Genomic DNA, 14,896 nt, shown 5'->3' with positions numbered 1-14,896 from the left:
ACTGGAAACGCCGCCAAAAGGAGAACCATCCGTGGCCATCATTGAGCAGGTCGGAGCTCGCGAGATCCTCGATTCCCGGGGAAACCCCACGGTGGAGGTCGAGGTGCTGCTCGACGACGGCAGCTTCGCGCGCGCCGCGGTGCCCTCGGGTGCCTCCACCGGCGAGCACGAGGCCGTGGAGCTGCGTGACGGCGGCGACCGCTACGGCGGCAAGGGCGTCGAGAAGGCCGTCGAGGCCGTGCTCGGTGAGATCGCCCCGGCCATCATCGGCATCGACGCCACCGAGCAGCGCGTGGTCGACCAGGCCCTGCTGGACCTCGACGGCACCCCGGACAAGTCCCGCCTCGGCGCCAACGCCCTGCTCGGCGCGTCGCTGGCCGTCGCCCGCGCGGGCGCCGAGTCCTCCGGCCTCGAGCTCTTCCGCTATGTCGGCGGCCCGAACGCGCACGTGCTGCCCGTCCCGATGATGAACATCCTCAACGGCGGCGCGCACGCGGACACCGGCGTCGACGTCCAGGAGTTCATGGTCGCGCCGATCGGCGCCGCCACCTTCAAGGAGTCGCTGCGCTGGGGCACCGAGGTGTACCACTCGCTCAAGTCGGTGCTCAAGGCCAAGGGCCTGTCCACCGGCCTCGGTGACGAGGGCGGCTTCGCCCCCGACGTCGCGGGCACCAAGGAAGCGCTCGACCTGATCATCGAGGCCATCGCCAAGACCGGTCTGAACCTGGGCACCGACGTCGCGCTGGCGCTGGACGTCGCGGCCACCGAGTTCTACACCAAGGGCTCCGGCTACAAGTTCGAGGGCAAGATCCGCACCGCCGCCGAGATGTCGGCCTTCTACGCCGAGCTGATCGCCGCGTACCCGCTGGTCTCCATCGAGGACCCGCTGGACGAGGACGACTGGGAGGGCTGGGTCGCGCTCACCGAGCAGGTCGGTGACAAGGTCCAGCTCGTCGGCGACGACCTGTTCGTCACCAACCCGGATCGCCTCGAAGAGGGCATCGTCAAGGGCGCCGCGAACGCGCTGCTGGTGAAGGTGAACCAGATCGGCACGCTGACCGAGACCTTGGACGCCGTCGACCTGGCGCACCGCAACGGCTACAAGACGATGATGAGCCACCGCTCGGGCGAGACCGAGGACACCACCATCGCCGACCTCGCCGTCGCCGTCGGCAGCGGCCAGATCAAGACCGGCGCCCCCGCCCGCAGCGAGCGCGTCGCGAAGTACAACCAGCTCCTCCGCATCGAGGAGGCCCTCGGCGACGCGGCCCGCTACGCAGGCGAGCTCGCGTTCCCGCGCTTCTCCTTCGACGGCTCGGCGAGCTGAGAACGGAAGCGGTACTGAGCCTATGAGCCAACGCGGTAGGTCACGTCCGGGCGGCAGCCCGGCCGGTCGGGACTCCCGTCGCACCCGCGACGAGTCGGCTGCGCGGCGTCCGTCGCGCGGCCGTACGACCGGACCTACCGCGTCGGCTCCAGGCTCCGGCCCCGCGGCGGGCGGAAAGCCCGCTCCGGAGTTCGAGCCCGAGTCGTCCAGCGAGAAGCCCATCCGCGCACGGGGTTCGCGGGCCGGCTCCTCAGGCGAGGACAAGCCCGAACGCACCATCCTCGGGCTCTCCACCGGCAAGGCGGTGATCCTGGCGGTGGTGGTCTGCGCCCTCGCGCTCACCCTGGCCGTCCCGCTGCGCAACTACCTCACCCAGCGCAGCGAGGCGGATCGGGTTGCCGCGCAGCAGAAGGAACTCGAGGACGACCTCAAGCAGCTGACCCGGCAGAAGCAGCAGAACGACGACCCGGCGTACATCTCCGCCGAGGCCAGGGAGCGGTTGCAGTACGTCAAACCCGGCGAGACGCCGTTCCAGGTGCAGCTGCCGGGCGAGGTGGCGACCAGGCCCGAGCAGCTCAGTGAGCGCAAGCGCACCGGGGATCCCTGGTACACAGACCTGTGGCGGCCGATCGTGGAGCCGCAGCCGGAACCGAGCGCGACGCCCACGCCGCCTGCCCCGGGACCGCCACCGCCCGCACCGGATTCGACCGGCGCGGGTTCGATGACCATTCCTCACGATCAAGGAGGGCCCGTCGGGTGACCGATCCGGCTGACAGCACTTCCCGCCCCGCGGTGTCCCAGGACGACCTGGCCGCGGTGGCCGCGCAGCTCGGCCGCGATCCGCGCGGCGTTCTCGCCATCGCCTACCGGGCCCCGGACGGCACGCCCGGCGTGGTCAAGACCGCGCCCCGGCTGCCCGACGGCACGCCGTTCCCCACGCTGTACTACCTGACCGATCCGCGTCTCACCGCTGAGGCGAGCAGGCAGGAGTCGGCTGGGGTGATGCGCGAGATGACCGAACGCCTGGAGCACGATCCGGAGCTGGCACAGGCCTACCGGCGCGCGCACGAGTCCTACCTGGCCGAGCGGAACGAGATCGATTCGCTCGGAACAGATTTCACCGGCGGCGGCATGCCCGACCGGGTCAAGTGCCTGCACGTGCTGATGGCGCATTCGCTGGCGAAGGGGCCGGGTCTCAACCCGCTCGGCGACGAGTCGGTCGCGCTGGCCGCGCAGGGCAAGCTGCGCGGCACCGCCATCCCGGCGGACTGGCCCGTCTACCGGGGACCCGGTGAGACCGGGACCGACGAATGACCAGGGTCGCAGGCGTCGACTGTGGCACCAACTCGATCCGCCTGCTGATCGCTGACGCCGATGCGGAGGGACGCCTGCACGACGTCCGGCGTGAGATGCGGGTCGTGCGCCTCGGACAGGGTGTCGACGCGACCGGTGCGTTCGCACCCGAGGCCATCGAACGCACCAGGGTCGCGCTGCAGGAGTACGCGGACATGATCCGCGAGGCCGGCGCCACCGCGGTTCGGATGGTCGCGACGTCGGCGACAAGGGACGCCTCCAACCGCGAGGACTTCTTCGCGATGACCAGGGAGGTCCTCGGTGCCGTGATCGAGGGAGCGGAGGCGGAGGTGATCTCCGGTGACGAGGAGGCACGGCTCTCCTTCGCGGGCGCCGTCGGCGAACTCGACCCTGCCGCAGGACCTTTCGTTGTCGTCGATCTCGGCGGCGGATCCACCGAGGTGGTCCTCGGTGACGGCGGCGGGGTGCACGCGGCGCACTCGACCGATATCGGCTGTGTGCGGATCACCGAGCGCTGCCTGCACGACGACCCGCCGACGGCCGAGCAGATCGCGCAGGCGCGCGAGTTCGCGTTGGCGAAGCTCACCGAGGCCTTCGATGTGGTGCCGGTGGAGCAGGCGCACACCTGGGTCGGCGTGGCGGGCACGATGACGACCATCGCCGCGGTCTCACTGGAGCTGCCGCACTACGACGCCGAGAAGGTGCACCTGTCGCGGATGTCGTTGCCGCGGCTGCACGAGGTGAACGATTCGCTCGTACACATGACCCACGACCAGCGCGCGGCCCTCGGGCCGATGCACCCGGGTCGGGTCGACGTCATCGGTGGGGGAGCGATCGTCTCCGACGTCCTGGCCGAGGAGCTCGCGCGCCGCGCGGGGATCACCGAACTGGTGGTCAGCGAGCACGACATCCTCGACGGAATCGCGCTTTCGATCCTCTAGCGCTCTGCCATCGCCGGCAGCCCTGTCCGGCTCCGGCTGTTCCGAGGTCGGATCGGTCTTGACAAACCCTTGGGATCGCCCGACGGCGAGTGCCGTCGAAGGCTGCGCCGTTCCGTTGACGGACTGGCGATGGTGCTACCTCAGTCTGGCCATGTCTGGAAGATGATCTTGATAAAGATTCAATAACGGTATCCAAGATTGATGCAGTTTTGTTACCTTCGTCACGGGGGCCCGAGGGTCGCGCCACAGGAGCGGCCCAGCCAACGAAAAGAAGGTAGTGCTGTGGGCAATCACCACGGGACGGACACTCGTTCGAGCTGCACCATTGATCCACATTCCACGTCAGGTCGGCACCGCGCGCCGGTTGGCAACGGCCCCGATGTAGACGCCCCGTACGGCCGCCATTGTTTGCGGAACGTCGTGGTTTCCGTCGAAGTCGCCACCAAAACCAAGGTCGCTGTGCAGGGCAAGGATGTCGCGCAAGCCAAGGAATCTGCCCAGGGTCGCCACCGCGCGCCTGCGGGTACGGGTCCGATCAAGATCGTCACGGTTGCAGCTGCGACGAGCGTGATGCTGATCGGAAGCATGCAGCTCGGTGTCGGTAGCGCGGCGGCAGTGCCGATTCGGGTTCCCGGATTGCCGCCGATCGAGATTCCCGATGCGCTGGTGCCGGCGGGAGTCCAGCTTCCCCCTGTCAACCAGGCGCCTCTCGTCGTCCCGGTACCCCCGGCGTTCCAGGCGCCGCCGGCCGCTGTGGTGCCACAAGTCGCCCCGGAGCCGCAGGATTCCCCGGCGCCGTCGATCGAGGTGCCCGACGTCGCGGGCGTTCAGCAATGGGCACAAGACCAGCTCGGCACGCTTCCGTCGAACCATCCGATTTTGGCGCGAACTGTGCAGCCGGCATCGGGCACGCTGACATCTCCTTTCGGGCAGCGCTGGGGGACGCTGCACGGTGGAATCGACATCGCGGCGCCGATCGGTACCCCGATTCAGTCGGCCACCGATGGCACGGTCATTTCCGCGGGTCCGGCCTCCGGCTTCGGGCTGTGGGTGCGCGTTCAGGAAGATGATGGAACGACCACGGTGTACGGCCACATCAACGAGTTCCTGGTCGACATCGGCCAGCAGGTGGCGGCCGGTCAGCAGATTGCAACCGTTGGAAATCGTGGTCAGTCGACCGGACCGCACCTGCACTTCGAGGTGCACAATCCCGATGGGGAGAAGATCGACCCCGCCCAGTGGCTCCTGGATCGTGGGGTTTCGCCGACCTGGTCTCAGTAGCCTCGGCTGTTCGTGAGGCTGAACTCCGGCTTTGAGATGGCGCACGCGAAATGCGCCGCCCCGGATGCCGGGCAGCTAGCATCCACGTGTCCAGTTCGACCATTTCCCGCGGTCGGACTGGATGCGGCTGTCGTGGCGTCGGCAGTCGAGCCCCCATAGCCCAATTGGCAGAGGCAGCGGACTTAAAATCCGCCGAGTGTCGGTTCGAGTCCGACTGGGGGCACTTCATCTGACTCGGTGAACATACTGGTCAGCCTCGTTTCTGCTTCGGTTGTCGGGTATCTACTGCGCATTTGCCCACATCCTGCCCACACTTTCGTCGAGGCGTTTCGCCACATCTTCGAGGTCGTCATCGAACAAATCTGCGTATACGTCCAGCGTCATGGCCGCCGACGAGTGCCCGAGCATCCGCTGCACGGCCTTGACGTTGGCGCCCGACGAGACCGCGAGCGACGCCGCCGTATGCCGAAGGTCGTGTGCGGTCACGCGTGGAAACTCGGGCGTCGTCGGATCGTCGCCTTCTGCCTCTCGCGCGAGATCCGCAGTGCGCTGGCAGCGAGCTACCGCGCCGGACAGCCACGAATCATGGCTCGACGGCGACCGTAGGTGGCCGCCACTTTGAGATTCCCAGAGCAGATCGCCGGGTCCCTTGCCGCGGCAGTGTTGTGCGAGCTCGTCTACCACGAACTTCGGCAGCGCTACCGATCGGTTCTTGTGCCCTTTCAGGGTGCCGACGTGTGACTCGGCGCCAACATGAACCGCGTTCTCGTGAAGCAACGCGCGCCGACGGAGGAAATCGATATCACGTACGCGAAGGCCGGCGGCTTCACCCCACCGCAAGCCGACGTACGCAAGGAGTAGGACCAGCGCTCGGTACCTCCCTGATTCTTCTGCGAGCTGATGCACCTGGCGGTGTGTGAGGTACCGGCTGACCTTCCGGGTCCTGCGTGGCAGCTTGACCTTCTCGGCAGGATTCTTGGCCAGTCGGTTGTCTCGGACGGCGTCGTCGAGGATCCGCTTCAGCACGCTGTGCGCTGTGATGACGATGGTTGCGCCGCGCCGCGCTGATAGCTCCACGACCCAGGTTTGAACCTCGGTAAACGTGACCTTCACGATCTGGGTAGTGGCCCACCTCGGCTCGACGTGAACCTTCCATGCGCTGTCGATCGAGTGCAGTGCCGCTGGCTTCAGATGGGCCCGCTGCCTCGCAAGCCAATCCGGGCCGAGTTCGCCGATCGTGTACCGCCCAGCCGACGGGGCAACATAGCTGCCAGTTAGCTTGTCAACCTCGACGGTGTTGGCGTATGCCTCTGCTGCCTTCTTCGTTGTGAATCCGCGTTTATCGGTTTGTCGTCCGTCGGGTTTGCGGTACCGGACTCGGTACCTCTTGCCCTTCGCGGTCTCGTACGACTTGACCGTGGCCATCAGGCGGCGCGCCCGTGCGTTGACCAGTCATCGTGAATCTGTCGGAGCCGTAGTCCGAGAACAGTCTCGGCCCTGAATACCTCCGCCTGCCCGATTGCGTTCATGACAGCCTCCTCTCCAGTTCTTCGTCGATGTGGGCTCGTTCGCGGTCGGTCAGCTCGCGGATGCGGATCTGCAGCGTTCGGAGGTCAACCCACAGTTCCTCGGCGGTGTCGTCATCGACGCGGCGCCGGTTCCAGATCAGGGCGTCGACAAGGTCGTCGAGGGTGATGAGGCGTCGCGCGGTGATGCGGTCGACGCATCGCTCTTCACGTGCGGCGAGGTGAGGTTCGTCGGGGACCGGGCCGCGCTCGACGTGTACGAGCTCGTGGGTAAGGGTGCAGCGACGCTCACGCTGGTTGCTGCTGGCGCAGACGTGGACGCCACGCTCGTCCCATCGACCGCGTTCCCCGTTCGGCAGCTCCTGGAGGTAATGCGCCTCGAGGTCGGGATGATGGTCGCGGAGGTGACGCCACGGATGCCAGACGGTCATGGACGCACTGCGATCGTTACCACCGACAACTACATCGTTGGCATTCCCTGTCTGGGAACCAACTACGGTCATGCGCCCCCCTCAGGGCCATCCGGATCTGCGATGTCCTCCGGCTCAGGCTGCATCCGCCGGCGACGCTTCTCCTCCGTTTCGCCCGCTTGGCGAGCAAGGGCATAGTCGGACTGGTGAGCAGGGTCGGCGCCTGGATCAACCGTGAGTCCTTGATCCCGCTCAGTCATGGCGCTGTCCTTGACCCGGGCGCCGAGCGGCCCATTGAGCAGAGAATCTGCAGTGGCGATGCGGCCACCCGTCCTGTTGGCGGCTTCGACTGTCTTGCGCATGCGGGCAACCTGCGAATTCTTCGCGCGCAGAAGGTCAGCTTCGCTGCCGTAAGCGATGACAGCCGCGTGGCGGACCCTGTCGAGCAACTCATCGATGTCAACGAAGAGGTCTTCGATCTCGGATACCAAGGTGTCAATCCGATCTGGATCCGGGGTGAGATCTATCCCGACCGCGGTGTCGTTCAAGAAATCAGCCTGGATGAGCATTGCGACGAGGGCTCGTCGTAGCTTGCTGAGTACCTCACCTTCGCCGCGGGGCTCGTCCGCCCACGGCGGGGCGGGAATTGACACCTTGTCGGCATAGGCCTCCTCATAGGTGAGCCCCTGTTGCTTCAAGTAGTCCGCTTGGTGCTTCTGATAGCGCTCTCGCTCGCTGAGTTCTGGCTCAGGTTCGCCTCCTTCGAGAACGGCATTCGCGCTTCCGTCGACCCACCGAAGGCTCTTGTCGAGTTTGCGGAGTGTCACCCGTCCGACCGTCGTCGCAGCCCCAGTTTCGAGACCTGTGAGTGTGCTGTTGGACGGGCCGCCTGCTTGCCAGAGCTCGATTTGGCTGAGGCCGAGTTCCTTTCGTCGTCGCTCGACGAAGCGTCCAAGACGTGCGATGTCGTTTGCCATGTCTCTAGCCTGCCCTAAAACTTCGGCAAACTAAAGCGTGATCGATCTGGAGCTACAGATGACCTACGACCTGGCGATAGTTACAGCTCTGTCGTTCTGCAGGTCAAGTGGAAGTTTTCCAAGATTCGGTCTTGATTTGCGCTGTAGTTTGCCAGTAACTTGAAGACATGCCTCCTTCAACTAAAGCGCGATCGCGCTACGACGGTCAGCGGGAGTCTCGGACTCCGCCCCATATCTCAATCAAGTACCTGCGTCTTGTCTCAGGCCAGACCCTCGACGAGCTCATTGGGCGGATCGAGGAAGAAACCGGTCGTCGGTATAGCCGTGGCGCAATAAGTGCCATCGAGAACGGCCACCGTGGTGCGAGCTCTGGGCTGATCGAGGCCCTTGAGGTTGTGTACGGACTTCCGGTGGGAGCAATCGATACCCAGTACCGGCCCCGTGTAGGCCCGGAGCATGCGGCATGACCGCAGGCATTGAGTCGCCTTGGATGACGGTCCGAGAAGTCGCGGAGTACGCGCGCCGATCGACGGATTCCGTCTACACCGCACTTCAGGTCGGCGAACTAGCTGGCCATCAGACGAAGGCGCCCAAGGGAAAGTGGTCGATCCATCGCGAAGCCATCGACCGCTGGCTAGCCGGAGAGCGTCCCGCTGCCAGCCGCACGAAGCGCCTCCGATCTGCATGAAAATGCCGCCAGCAGTTGCACCTGCTGACGGCCACGACATCAATCCGCATGAAAGGAGATCCGAATGTCGGATCTGACGATACCTAACGAGCCCGAGGGTGGGGAGTCTCCCTTCGACGAGATCAAGCGGGCCGGGCCAGACGGCGCCGAGTGCTGGTCTGCTCGCGAGTACATGGCTTCGCTCGGTTATGGCGCGGACTGGCGCAACTTCGTTGCCGTCATCGAGAAGGCGAAAATCGCAGCCTCGAACCAGGGCTACGACGTCGCAGACCATTTCGTTGGCGTCACCGAAAACTCAGGTCAGCAGGGTGGCCGCCCGCGGGAGGACTGCCACCTCTCTCGCTTCGCCTGTTACCTCGTGGCGATGAACGGCGACCCTCGCAAGCCTGAAGTTGCCGCCGCGCAGGCCTACTTCGCGATCCGCACCCGTGAGGCGGAGATTCGCCCGGCGCTCGACCTCTCGACCCCGGCTGGTGTCCTCGCGATGGCAGAGCAGTTCACGGCGACCGCGCGGCAGCTGGTTGTCGCGACGGAGGCGCAGCGGCAGCTCGAAGCGAAGGTTGAGCATGACGCCCCGAAGGTCGCGAAGGCTGAAGCCCATTCCGGTTCGACGACCTCGATTCACCGCCAGGACTTCGCTCGCGAGGTGCAGACCTGGGGGAAGAAGGTGCATGGCATCTGGATCTTGCAGGCCAACGTGATGGCATTCCTCACCCACAAGGGCATGACCATCCACGGTGAACGCTCCGACGCCGGTCAGGCAACCGCCACAGCGATCCGGAATGGATGGGCAGAGAACGTCAAGCGGACCGATGAGAAGTCGGGCCGAACCTCGTTCACTACCTACCTGCATCCGCGGGGCCAGGACATCGCGTGGAAGTGGATCACCAAGTACGTCGACAAGAACGGCTCGCTCCAGCTGCCGCGTGAGATCAACGGAGGAGATGCAGCATGAGTGACTACCTCTACCGCGTCGTCATCACCCGCTACCCCGAGGGCGCACTCCATCGAGATGACCCCGAGGACGACTACATGTACCCGGACCCCAACTGGGCGCCGGCAGGCTGGAAGCTCGAGGGCAACTACGTCGAGATCATGGGAACCACTGACTTCGTGTGGCCGGTGACGAACAAGGAGTACAAGTCCCGGTCGACCGCAAACAAGCGGGCCGCGCTGATCCGCCGCTACGGAGCCGAGTGTGAGGTGCAGCGATCCAGTCGTATCACCTGGCCGGATGACGACGCCGAAAGTTCGGATCCCGGGATTGAGAGGACGCGGATGGTTGTACCGCTCAGTGACGGGACATCGATGAGTGTCGTCTTCGAGATGCCGAAGAGCTCGCGCCTAGTCGATGGTGGTGCCGCATGATCTGCCGCGCGCTTTTGTGTGCGCTGCCTGCCGTGTTGTTCACGGTGTATGCGGTGGGCTGCGCCGCCTACGGCTACCTGTTGGGTCCCACTCCATAGGCCGCTCCCGCGGTCACCCATGAACTCCGGTGGCGGCGGGCTGAGATGTGGAGTCCTGGCCCGTCCAGATGGCGGGCATCCGCCGCCACCGATTTCCAATGAACCTGGACACAGAACACCGTGTCCACCGAAAGAATCCACGATCGATGAGGGAGCCGAAGTTGACAAACACCGCGGTGGAGCTGGAAGCGCTTCTGGCGGAGAACCGTCCGTCGATGACGTTGCTCGAACGCGTCGAGGCGCGCGCCGAGATCGATCAGGTGTCCGGCGTCATCTACCCGGATCCCTCCACCGCCCAGATGCGGCGGCTCGCGCGGATCACCGCGCCGGGCCTCCGCCGAATCCTCACCCGATAACAGGCGAAGCCGCCACGGATTGCGCCCGTGACGGCTCCCTAACCCATCCATCCAAGGAGATGAACATGCCAAACGATACGACAACGACCAGCGCCGACACGGGATTGCGTGTGGTGAGACTGGTCGCTGAGAACTACAAGCGGCTGACCGCGGTGGAGATCACCCCGGACCCCGCCGCCGCGACGGTAACGATCGCCGGCCGTAACGCGCAGGGGAAGAGCTCGGTCATCGACGCGATCTGGGCCGCCCTCGCGGGTTCGGCCGCAGCGAAGGGCACGACGACGACCCGCCCGATCCGGGATGGCGAGGAGAGCGCCCGGGTCACCGTCGATCTGGGCGACATCGTCGTGACGCGTACGTGGTCTGGGGAGAAGACCGCGCTGAAAGTCGAGTCCGTCGAGGGTGCGCGGTACGGCTCGCCGCAGAAGATGCTGGACGAGCTGATTGGTCGACTGTCCTTCGATCCGCTCGCTTTCGCATCGCTGTCCGCGAAGGCGCAGCAGGCTGAGCTGCTGCAGCTGGTCGAGTTGCCGTTCAACCCAGCCGACCTCGCCGCGCGCCGCGCCTCGGTATTCGAGGACCGCACCGATCTCGGCCGCACGGTGAAGCAGCTGCAGGGCCAACTCGACGGGTACCTTGCGTTCCCTGTCGATACCCCTGACGAGCTGGTGTCGGTGTCCGAGCTGATGGCTGAGCTGGACGCGGCTACGGCGATGCAGCTCGCCGCGGAGCGCGCGGCCGGCGCGGTGCGCACAGCGCAGGACGCGGTCGACTACGCCGAGCAGGAGGTCGAGCGGGCGCGGCAGCTCCTCGAGAACAACCGCGGGAACCTCGCCATCGCGCTCGGTCAGCAGTCGAAGGTCGGTGACCTCCCGGACGTAGAGGCGATCCGATTGAAGATCGACAGCGCGGAGTCGACCAATGCGACGGTGCGGCAGCGGCAGGAACGCGACCGTGTAGCCGCGCAGCTCGCGGACACGAAGGCCGAGTACGACGCGTTGACGGCGAAGATCGCCGAACTCGACGGCGTGAGGTCGGCGGGCCTTGCTGCTGCCGAGTTCCCTGTGCCCGGGCTGGGTTTCGACGACGAGGGCGTCACGTACGGCGGTGTGCCGTTCGCGCAGGCGTCGGCCGCTGAGCGGCTGCGGGTGTCGGTCGCCATGGCGATGGCGCTGAACCCGCGGATCCGCGTCATCCGCATCACCGACGGGTCGCTCCTCGACTCCGAGAACCTCGCGCTGATCGAGGAGATGGCCACCGCGGGCGGTTTCCAGGTGTGGATCGAGCGGGTCGACGAGTCCGGGACCGTCGGCGTGGTCATCGAGGACGGGTCGGTGAAGGCATGAGTACCGACGCGAGGGCAGTTCCGTCCAGCCGCATGATCGACGGCCACATCTCGATCACGACCAGCCTCGAGACCGGCGGCCGAGTCCGCGTCGAGGTCTCGAGTGACCAAGAGGTTCTGGCTGCGCCGACGTTCTCGGCCGAGCAGTACCGGGCCGCCCAGGGGCCGATTCTCGTCGCGGTGCCGGCGGCACTCGATATGCCCCTGACTGAGCTCGCTGATCGCATGGAGGTCGCGGCACGCGAGCACGCCGAAGCGGCGGTCGAAGCCGAAGACAGCTCGTGGGAGCTGCGTGCCGAGGACCTCAAGATGGCGCGCGAGTACACGGAGACAACGATCGCGCTCCGCCGAATGCAGGCGCAGCGCAACGAGATCGCCGGTGGTGCCCTGTGAACGCCCGCGAGTACTGGGCCTGGCTCCGCACGCGGCTTTTCTCGGTCGAGATGTGGATCGCCTACGCCACAGGCGGATTCTTCGGTCCCGTCCTCTACTTCGCGGCAGGTGGCCGATGAGCGCCCTCGAGGAACTCGTGCGCGAGTACCTGGCCGATCTGGTCGAAGAGCTGGGCGCGCCTGCGGGGCATCGCAAGTGGACGGTGGCGAGCGCCGAGCGCCATGCCCGCGCCGGCCGCGATGGACGTCCCACCATCTATGTCGAGGTGGTGCTGCCCGAGGACACCGTGCAGGCCTACGCGGTCGCCCATCCGCTGCCGCAGCAGGATCCGCCCGCGTTCGACGACGGCGCCGCAGCGGACCGGGCGCACGACGCCGCGGTGGACGAAGCGAACGGGGTGCTGTGATGCCCCGGCCGAAGAACTGCACCGTCAAGGCGTCGCTCGGCTACTGGGCCGACACGGACGAGATCGCCGACTTCGCGCACAACGTGTGCGAGGAGGTCCGCGAGAGCGACACCCGTGCACTGCACGACCACCTGACCGACCAGTGCATGCGCAGTCCTGCGCAGATGGCGCAGGTCATCATGGCGCTCGCCGTATGGGTGGACCCGGGCGAGCCGCTCAGTGCGCGCACCGCTCGCGTTGAGCGGATCGCCCAGATCAAGGTCGCGAACGTCCTGCGCACTCGCGGGGTGGTGTCCTGATGCCCATCACCCTCGCCGAAGCCCGCGCCAACCGCGGCGAACTGGTCGCGTACAGCAGCCCGGCCACCCGCGAGGTCACCGAGCACGGCCGCATCGCGGGCGTGGCGGGCCGAATGGTGCTCGTGCGCTACAGGTCCAGCCCCGACCCGATCCCGACCCACCCCGACAACCTGTCGTTCAAGGACGGTGCCCGGTGAAACCGACCAGCTGCAAGGCCTGCGGCGCCCGAATCTTCTTCGCAGCCACCGCCACGTCCGAGCGGATGCCGATCGACCACCTACCCAGCCGCGACGGGAACCTCTCCGTCACCTTCACCGCCCCACTACCCACCGCGGTGGTGGTCACCCCCGGCCAGGCGGCAGGCATGCGCGCCGCCGGCCTCCAGCTCTACCGAAGCCATTTCGCGCAGTGCCCCAACGCCGACGAGTACCGGCGCCGCGCCCGCGCGAAAGCCACCACCACGAACAGGAGACGCCGATGACTCCCCGTTACCCCCAGGGCGCCGCGCTCACTCGAGCCCGCGTCATCTACCTCGCCGCCTGCCTCGCAGTCGGCGCCATCCTCACCCTCGGAGGTGCACTGTGACCAGCTGGACCGAATCACCACTCGCAGCGTTCGACCTCGAAACCACCGGCCCCGACCCGCTCACCGCCCAGATCGTCACCGCCTGCCTCACCGTCATCGATGGCAAGGAGACCCGCACGCAGACGTGGCTGCTCGATCCGGGAATCGAGATCCCCGACGGTGCCTCAGCGGTGCACGGCATCACCACCGACCGGGCCCGCGCCGAGGGTGCCCCATACGCCGACGGGTACGAGGAGATCAGGACCGCGGTGGAGCGGGCCTGGCTCGAGGGTCGCGTGATCGCCGCGTACAACGCCTCCTTCGACTTCACCATCGTCGATCGCGAGGGCGCGCGCCTCGGATATCCGGCGCTCGACTTCGGTCCGATCGTCGATCCGTTCGTCATCGACCGCGAGGTCGACAAATACCGGAAGGGGAAGCGCACGCTCGACGTGACGTGTGCGCACTACGGGATCCGACTCGACAACGCGCACACCGCGGACGCAGACGCGCTGGCCGCCGCTCGACTGGCCTGGGTCCTGGGCCACAACAACCCCGGGTTGATGAAGCTCACCTCCGCCGAGCTGATGGCGCAGCAGGCCGAGTGGCACCGGGCCCGGCAGGACGACTACGTGAAGTACCTGCGGCGTACGGCTGGCCAGGAACCCGACGAGGAGAAGGCCGCTGAGCTTCTCGCGCGCGCCGCCACGGTCGTGGGCGACTGGCCGATCCGAGGTGCAGCATGACCGCGGAGCTGGTGAGCGCACCCACCGAGAACGGTGTGTTCGACGGGATCCCGGACCACGTCTACCACGGCGACCATGACTCGCTGTCGTCTTCGGGTGCGCGGGCGATCCTGAAGTCGCCGGCGCGCTTTCGATACGAGCAGGATCACCCGCGTCCGCCGAAGAAGGAGTTCGACTTCGGGCACGCCGCGCACTCGATGATCCTCGGTGTCGGGTCCGAGCTTCGGGAGATCCCCACGGAGTACCTGGCGTCGAACGGCGCGGTCAGCACCAAGGACGCGAAGGCGTTCGTGGCCAAGGCCCGCACCGACGGTGCCGTTGCGCTCAAGCCGGACGAGATGCAGAAGGTCCGCGACATGGCCGCGGCGATCAACGCCCACCCGATCGCGAGCGTCCTGTTCGCGGCCGGCGGGCAGGCTGAGCAGTCGATCTACACCACTGACCCGGACACCGGCGTCCGGCTCCGGACCCGACCGGATCTGATGACCCGGCCCGGGCTGCGGCTGCTGATCGTGGACTACAAGTCCACCGTCGACGCCGACCCGCGGGTGTTCGCGCGGCACGCCGCGGACTTCGGCTACCACTGCCAGGACGCCTGGTACGTCGACCAGGTCATCGTCGCAGGCCTCGATGACGACCCCGAGTTCCTGTTCGTCGCGCAGTCGAAGGAACCTCCGTACCTCGTGTCGGTCACGAGGTTCGATCCCAGCTCCGTCGACGAGGGCCGGAAGCGAAACCGCCGCGCGATCAACACGTTCGCCGACTGCACCCGGACCGGCCGCTGGCCCGGCTGGGAGCACGACATCTTCCCGATCACCCTGCCCAAGTGGGCATTCACCGAAGAGGAGTACTGACGA

General features: G+C 66.6%; 20 protein-coding genes and 1 tRNA gene. 18 read left to right on the top strand and 3 right to left on the bottom strand.

What is annotated here, in order from left to right; all coding sequences use genetic code 11:
* Positions 1 to 31 precede the first annotated feature (31 nt).
* The 6 genes from eno to ACWFRB_RS09515 all read left to right on the top strand — a co-directional run bounded on the left by eno (position 32) and on the right by ACWFRB_RS09515 (position 5,086).
* The gene (gene eno / locus ACWFRB_RS09540; protein WP_452640547.1) at positions 32 to 1,327 is read left to right on the top strand and encodes a phosphopyruvate hydratase; all 1,296 of its coding nucleotides are present in this window, start codon (positions 32 to 34) and stop codon (positions 1,325 to 1,327) included.
* 22 nt (positions 1,328 to 1,349) lie between these two features.
* A complete protein-coding gene (locus tag ACWFRB_RS09535) occupies positions 1,350 to 2,087 on the top strand; it encodes a septum formation initiator family protein (protein ID WP_452640545.1) in 738 nt (245 codons plus the stop codon).
* Positions 2,084 to 2,641 carry a DUF501 domain-containing protein gene (locus ACWFRB_RS09530; RefSeq protein WP_452640543.1) on the top strand — a complete coding sequence of 186 codons (558 nt, stop codon included), beginning with the start codon at positions 2,084 to 2,086 and terminating at the stop codon, positions 2,639 to 2,641. Before ACWFRB_RS09535 ends, ACWFRB_RS09530 begins: the two co-directional genes overlap by 4 nt.
* A complete protein-coding gene (locus tag ACWFRB_RS09525) occupies positions 2,638 to 3,582 on the top strand; it encodes a Ppx/GppA phosphatase family protein (protein ID WP_452640542.1) in 945 nt (314 codons plus the stop codon). Before ACWFRB_RS09530 ends, ACWFRB_RS09525 begins: the two co-directional genes overlap by 4 nt.
* Before the next feature lie 459 nt (positions 3,583 to 4,041).
* Positions 4,042 to 4,863: a M23 family metallopeptidase gene (locus ACWFRB_RS09520; RefSeq protein ID WP_452640561.1), complete on the top strand. Its 822-nt coding sequence runs from the start codon at positions 4,042 to 4,044 to the stop codon at positions 4,861 to 4,863.
* Between the two features lie 149 nt (positions 4,864 to 5,012).
* Positions 5,013 to 5,086 (top strand) — tRNA-Leu (locus ACWFRB_RS09515).
* Positions 5,087 to 5,145: 59 nt separating this feature from the next.
* On the opposite strand, the gene ACWFRB_RS09510 is transcribed toward ACWFRB_RS09515, so the two are convergent.
* The 3 genes from ACWFRB_RS09510 to ACWFRB_RS09500 form a co-directional block, all read right to left on the bottom strand.
* Positions 5,146 to 6,288, bottom strand: coding sequence for a tyrosine-type recombinase/integrase (locus ACWFRB_RS09510; protein WP_452640540.1), 1,143 nt, complete (start codon positions 6,286 to 6,288; stop codon positions 5,146 to 5,148).
* A gap of 100 nt (positions 6,289 to 6,388) precedes the next feature.
* Complete coding sequence (locus ACWFRB_RS09505) at positions 6,389 to 6,820, bottom strand: hypothetical protein (protein WP_452640538.1); 432 nt, start codon at positions 6,818 to 6,820, stop codon at positions 6,389 to 6,391.
* Positions 6,821 to 6,888: 68 nt separating this feature from the next.
* A complete protein-coding gene (locus tag ACWFRB_RS09500) occupies positions 6,889 to 7,776 on the bottom strand; it encodes a hypothetical protein (protein ID WP_452640537.1) in 888 nt (295 codons plus the stop codon).
* Between the two features lie 463 nt (positions 7,777 to 8,239).
* Between ACWFRB_RS09500 and ACWFRB_RS09495 the strand changes: the two genes are divergently transcribed.
* From ACWFRB_RS09495 to ACWFRB_RS09440, 12 genes are all read left to right on the top strand, one after another.
* Positions 8,240 to 8,464: a helix-turn-helix domain-containing protein gene (locus tag ACWFRB_RS09495; protein ID WP_452640535.1), complete on the top strand. Its 225-nt coding sequence runs from the start codon at positions 8,240 to 8,242 to the stop codon at positions 8,462 to 8,464.
* Between the two features lie 64 nt (positions 8,465 to 8,528).
* A complete protein-coding gene (locus ACWFRB_RS09490) occupies positions 8,529 to 9,419 on the top strand; it encodes a phage antirepressor KilAC domain-containing protein (protein WP_452640534.1) in 891 nt (296 codons plus the stop codon).
* Complete coding sequence (locus ACWFRB_RS09485; RefSeq protein ID WP_452640533.1) at positions 9,416 to 9,832, top strand: hypothetical protein; 417 nt, start codon at positions 9,416 to 9,418, stop codon at positions 9,830 to 9,832. The genes ACWFRB_RS09490 and ACWFRB_RS09485 overlap by 4 nt, the downstream gene beginning before the upstream one ends.
* A gap of 259 nt (positions 9,833 to 10,091) precedes the next feature.
* Positions 10,092 to 10,286 carry a hypothetical protein gene (locus tag ACWFRB_RS09480; RefSeq protein WP_452640532.1) on the top strand — a complete coding sequence of 65 codons (195 nt, stop codon included), beginning with the start codon at positions 10,092 to 10,094 and terminating at the stop codon, positions 10,284 to 10,286.
* Between the two features lie 113 nt (positions 10,287 to 10,399).
* Positions 10,400 to 11,632 (top strand): hypothetical protein, encoded by a 1,233-nt coding sequence (locus ACWFRB_RS09475; protein ID WP_452640530.1) that lies wholly within the window; start codon positions 10,400 to 10,402, stop codon positions 11,630 to 11,632.
* Between the two features lie 32 nt (positions 11,633 to 11,664).
* Positions 11,665 to 12,024 (top strand): hypothetical protein, encoded by a 360-nt coding sequence (locus ACWFRB_RS09470; RefSeq protein ID WP_452640529.1) that lies wholly within the window; start codon positions 11,665 to 11,667, stop codon positions 12,022 to 12,024.
* A 115-nt stretch (positions 12,025 to 12,139) separates the two neighbouring features.
* A complete protein-coding gene (locus tag ACWFRB_RS09465; RefSeq protein ID WP_452640528.1) occupies positions 12,140 to 12,430 on the top strand; it encodes a hypothetical protein in 291 nt (96 codons plus the stop codon).
* Positions 12,430 to 12,729 (top strand): hypothetical protein, encoded by a 300-nt coding sequence (locus ACWFRB_RS09460; protein ID WP_452640527.1) that lies wholly within the window; start codon positions 12,430 to 12,432, stop codon positions 12,727 to 12,729. The genes ACWFRB_RS09465 and ACWFRB_RS09460 overlap by 1 nt, the downstream gene beginning before the upstream one ends.
* Positions 12,729 to 12,926: a hypothetical protein gene (locus ACWFRB_RS09455; RefSeq protein WP_452640526.1), complete on the top strand. Its 198-nt coding sequence runs from the start codon at positions 12,729 to 12,731 to the stop codon at positions 12,924 to 12,926. The genes ACWFRB_RS09460 and ACWFRB_RS09455 overlap by 1 nt, the downstream gene beginning before the upstream one ends.
* Positions 12,923 to 13,210, top strand: coding sequence for a hypothetical protein (locus tag ACWFRB_RS09450; RefSeq protein WP_452640524.1), 288 nt, complete (start codon positions 12,923 to 12,925; stop codon positions 13,208 to 13,210). Before ACWFRB_RS09455 ends, ACWFRB_RS09450 begins: the two co-directional genes overlap by 4 nt.
* 100 nt (positions 13,211 to 13,310) lie before the next feature.
* Positions 13,311 to 14,039: an exonuclease domain-containing protein gene (locus ACWFRB_RS09445; RefSeq protein ID WP_452640523.1), complete on the top strand. Its 729-nt coding sequence runs from the start codon at positions 13,311 to 13,313 to the stop codon at positions 14,037 to 14,039.
* On the top strand, positions 14,036 to 14,893 hold the full coding sequence (locus ACWFRB_RS09440; RefSeq protein WP_452640522.1) for a PD-(D/E)XK nuclease-like domain-containing protein: 858 nt from the start codon (positions 14,036 to 14,038) through the stop codon (positions 14,891 to 14,893). The genes ACWFRB_RS09445 and ACWFRB_RS09440 overlap by 4 nt, the downstream gene beginning before the upstream one ends.
* The last annotated feature ends 3 nt before the right edge of the window (positions 14,894 to 14,896 follow it).

The organism is Rhodococcus sp. NPDC055112 (assembly GCF_053607505.1).
The sequence above is the reverse complement of the archived record's forward strand: the minus strand, read 5'-3'. Positions and strand labels throughout refer to the sequence as shown.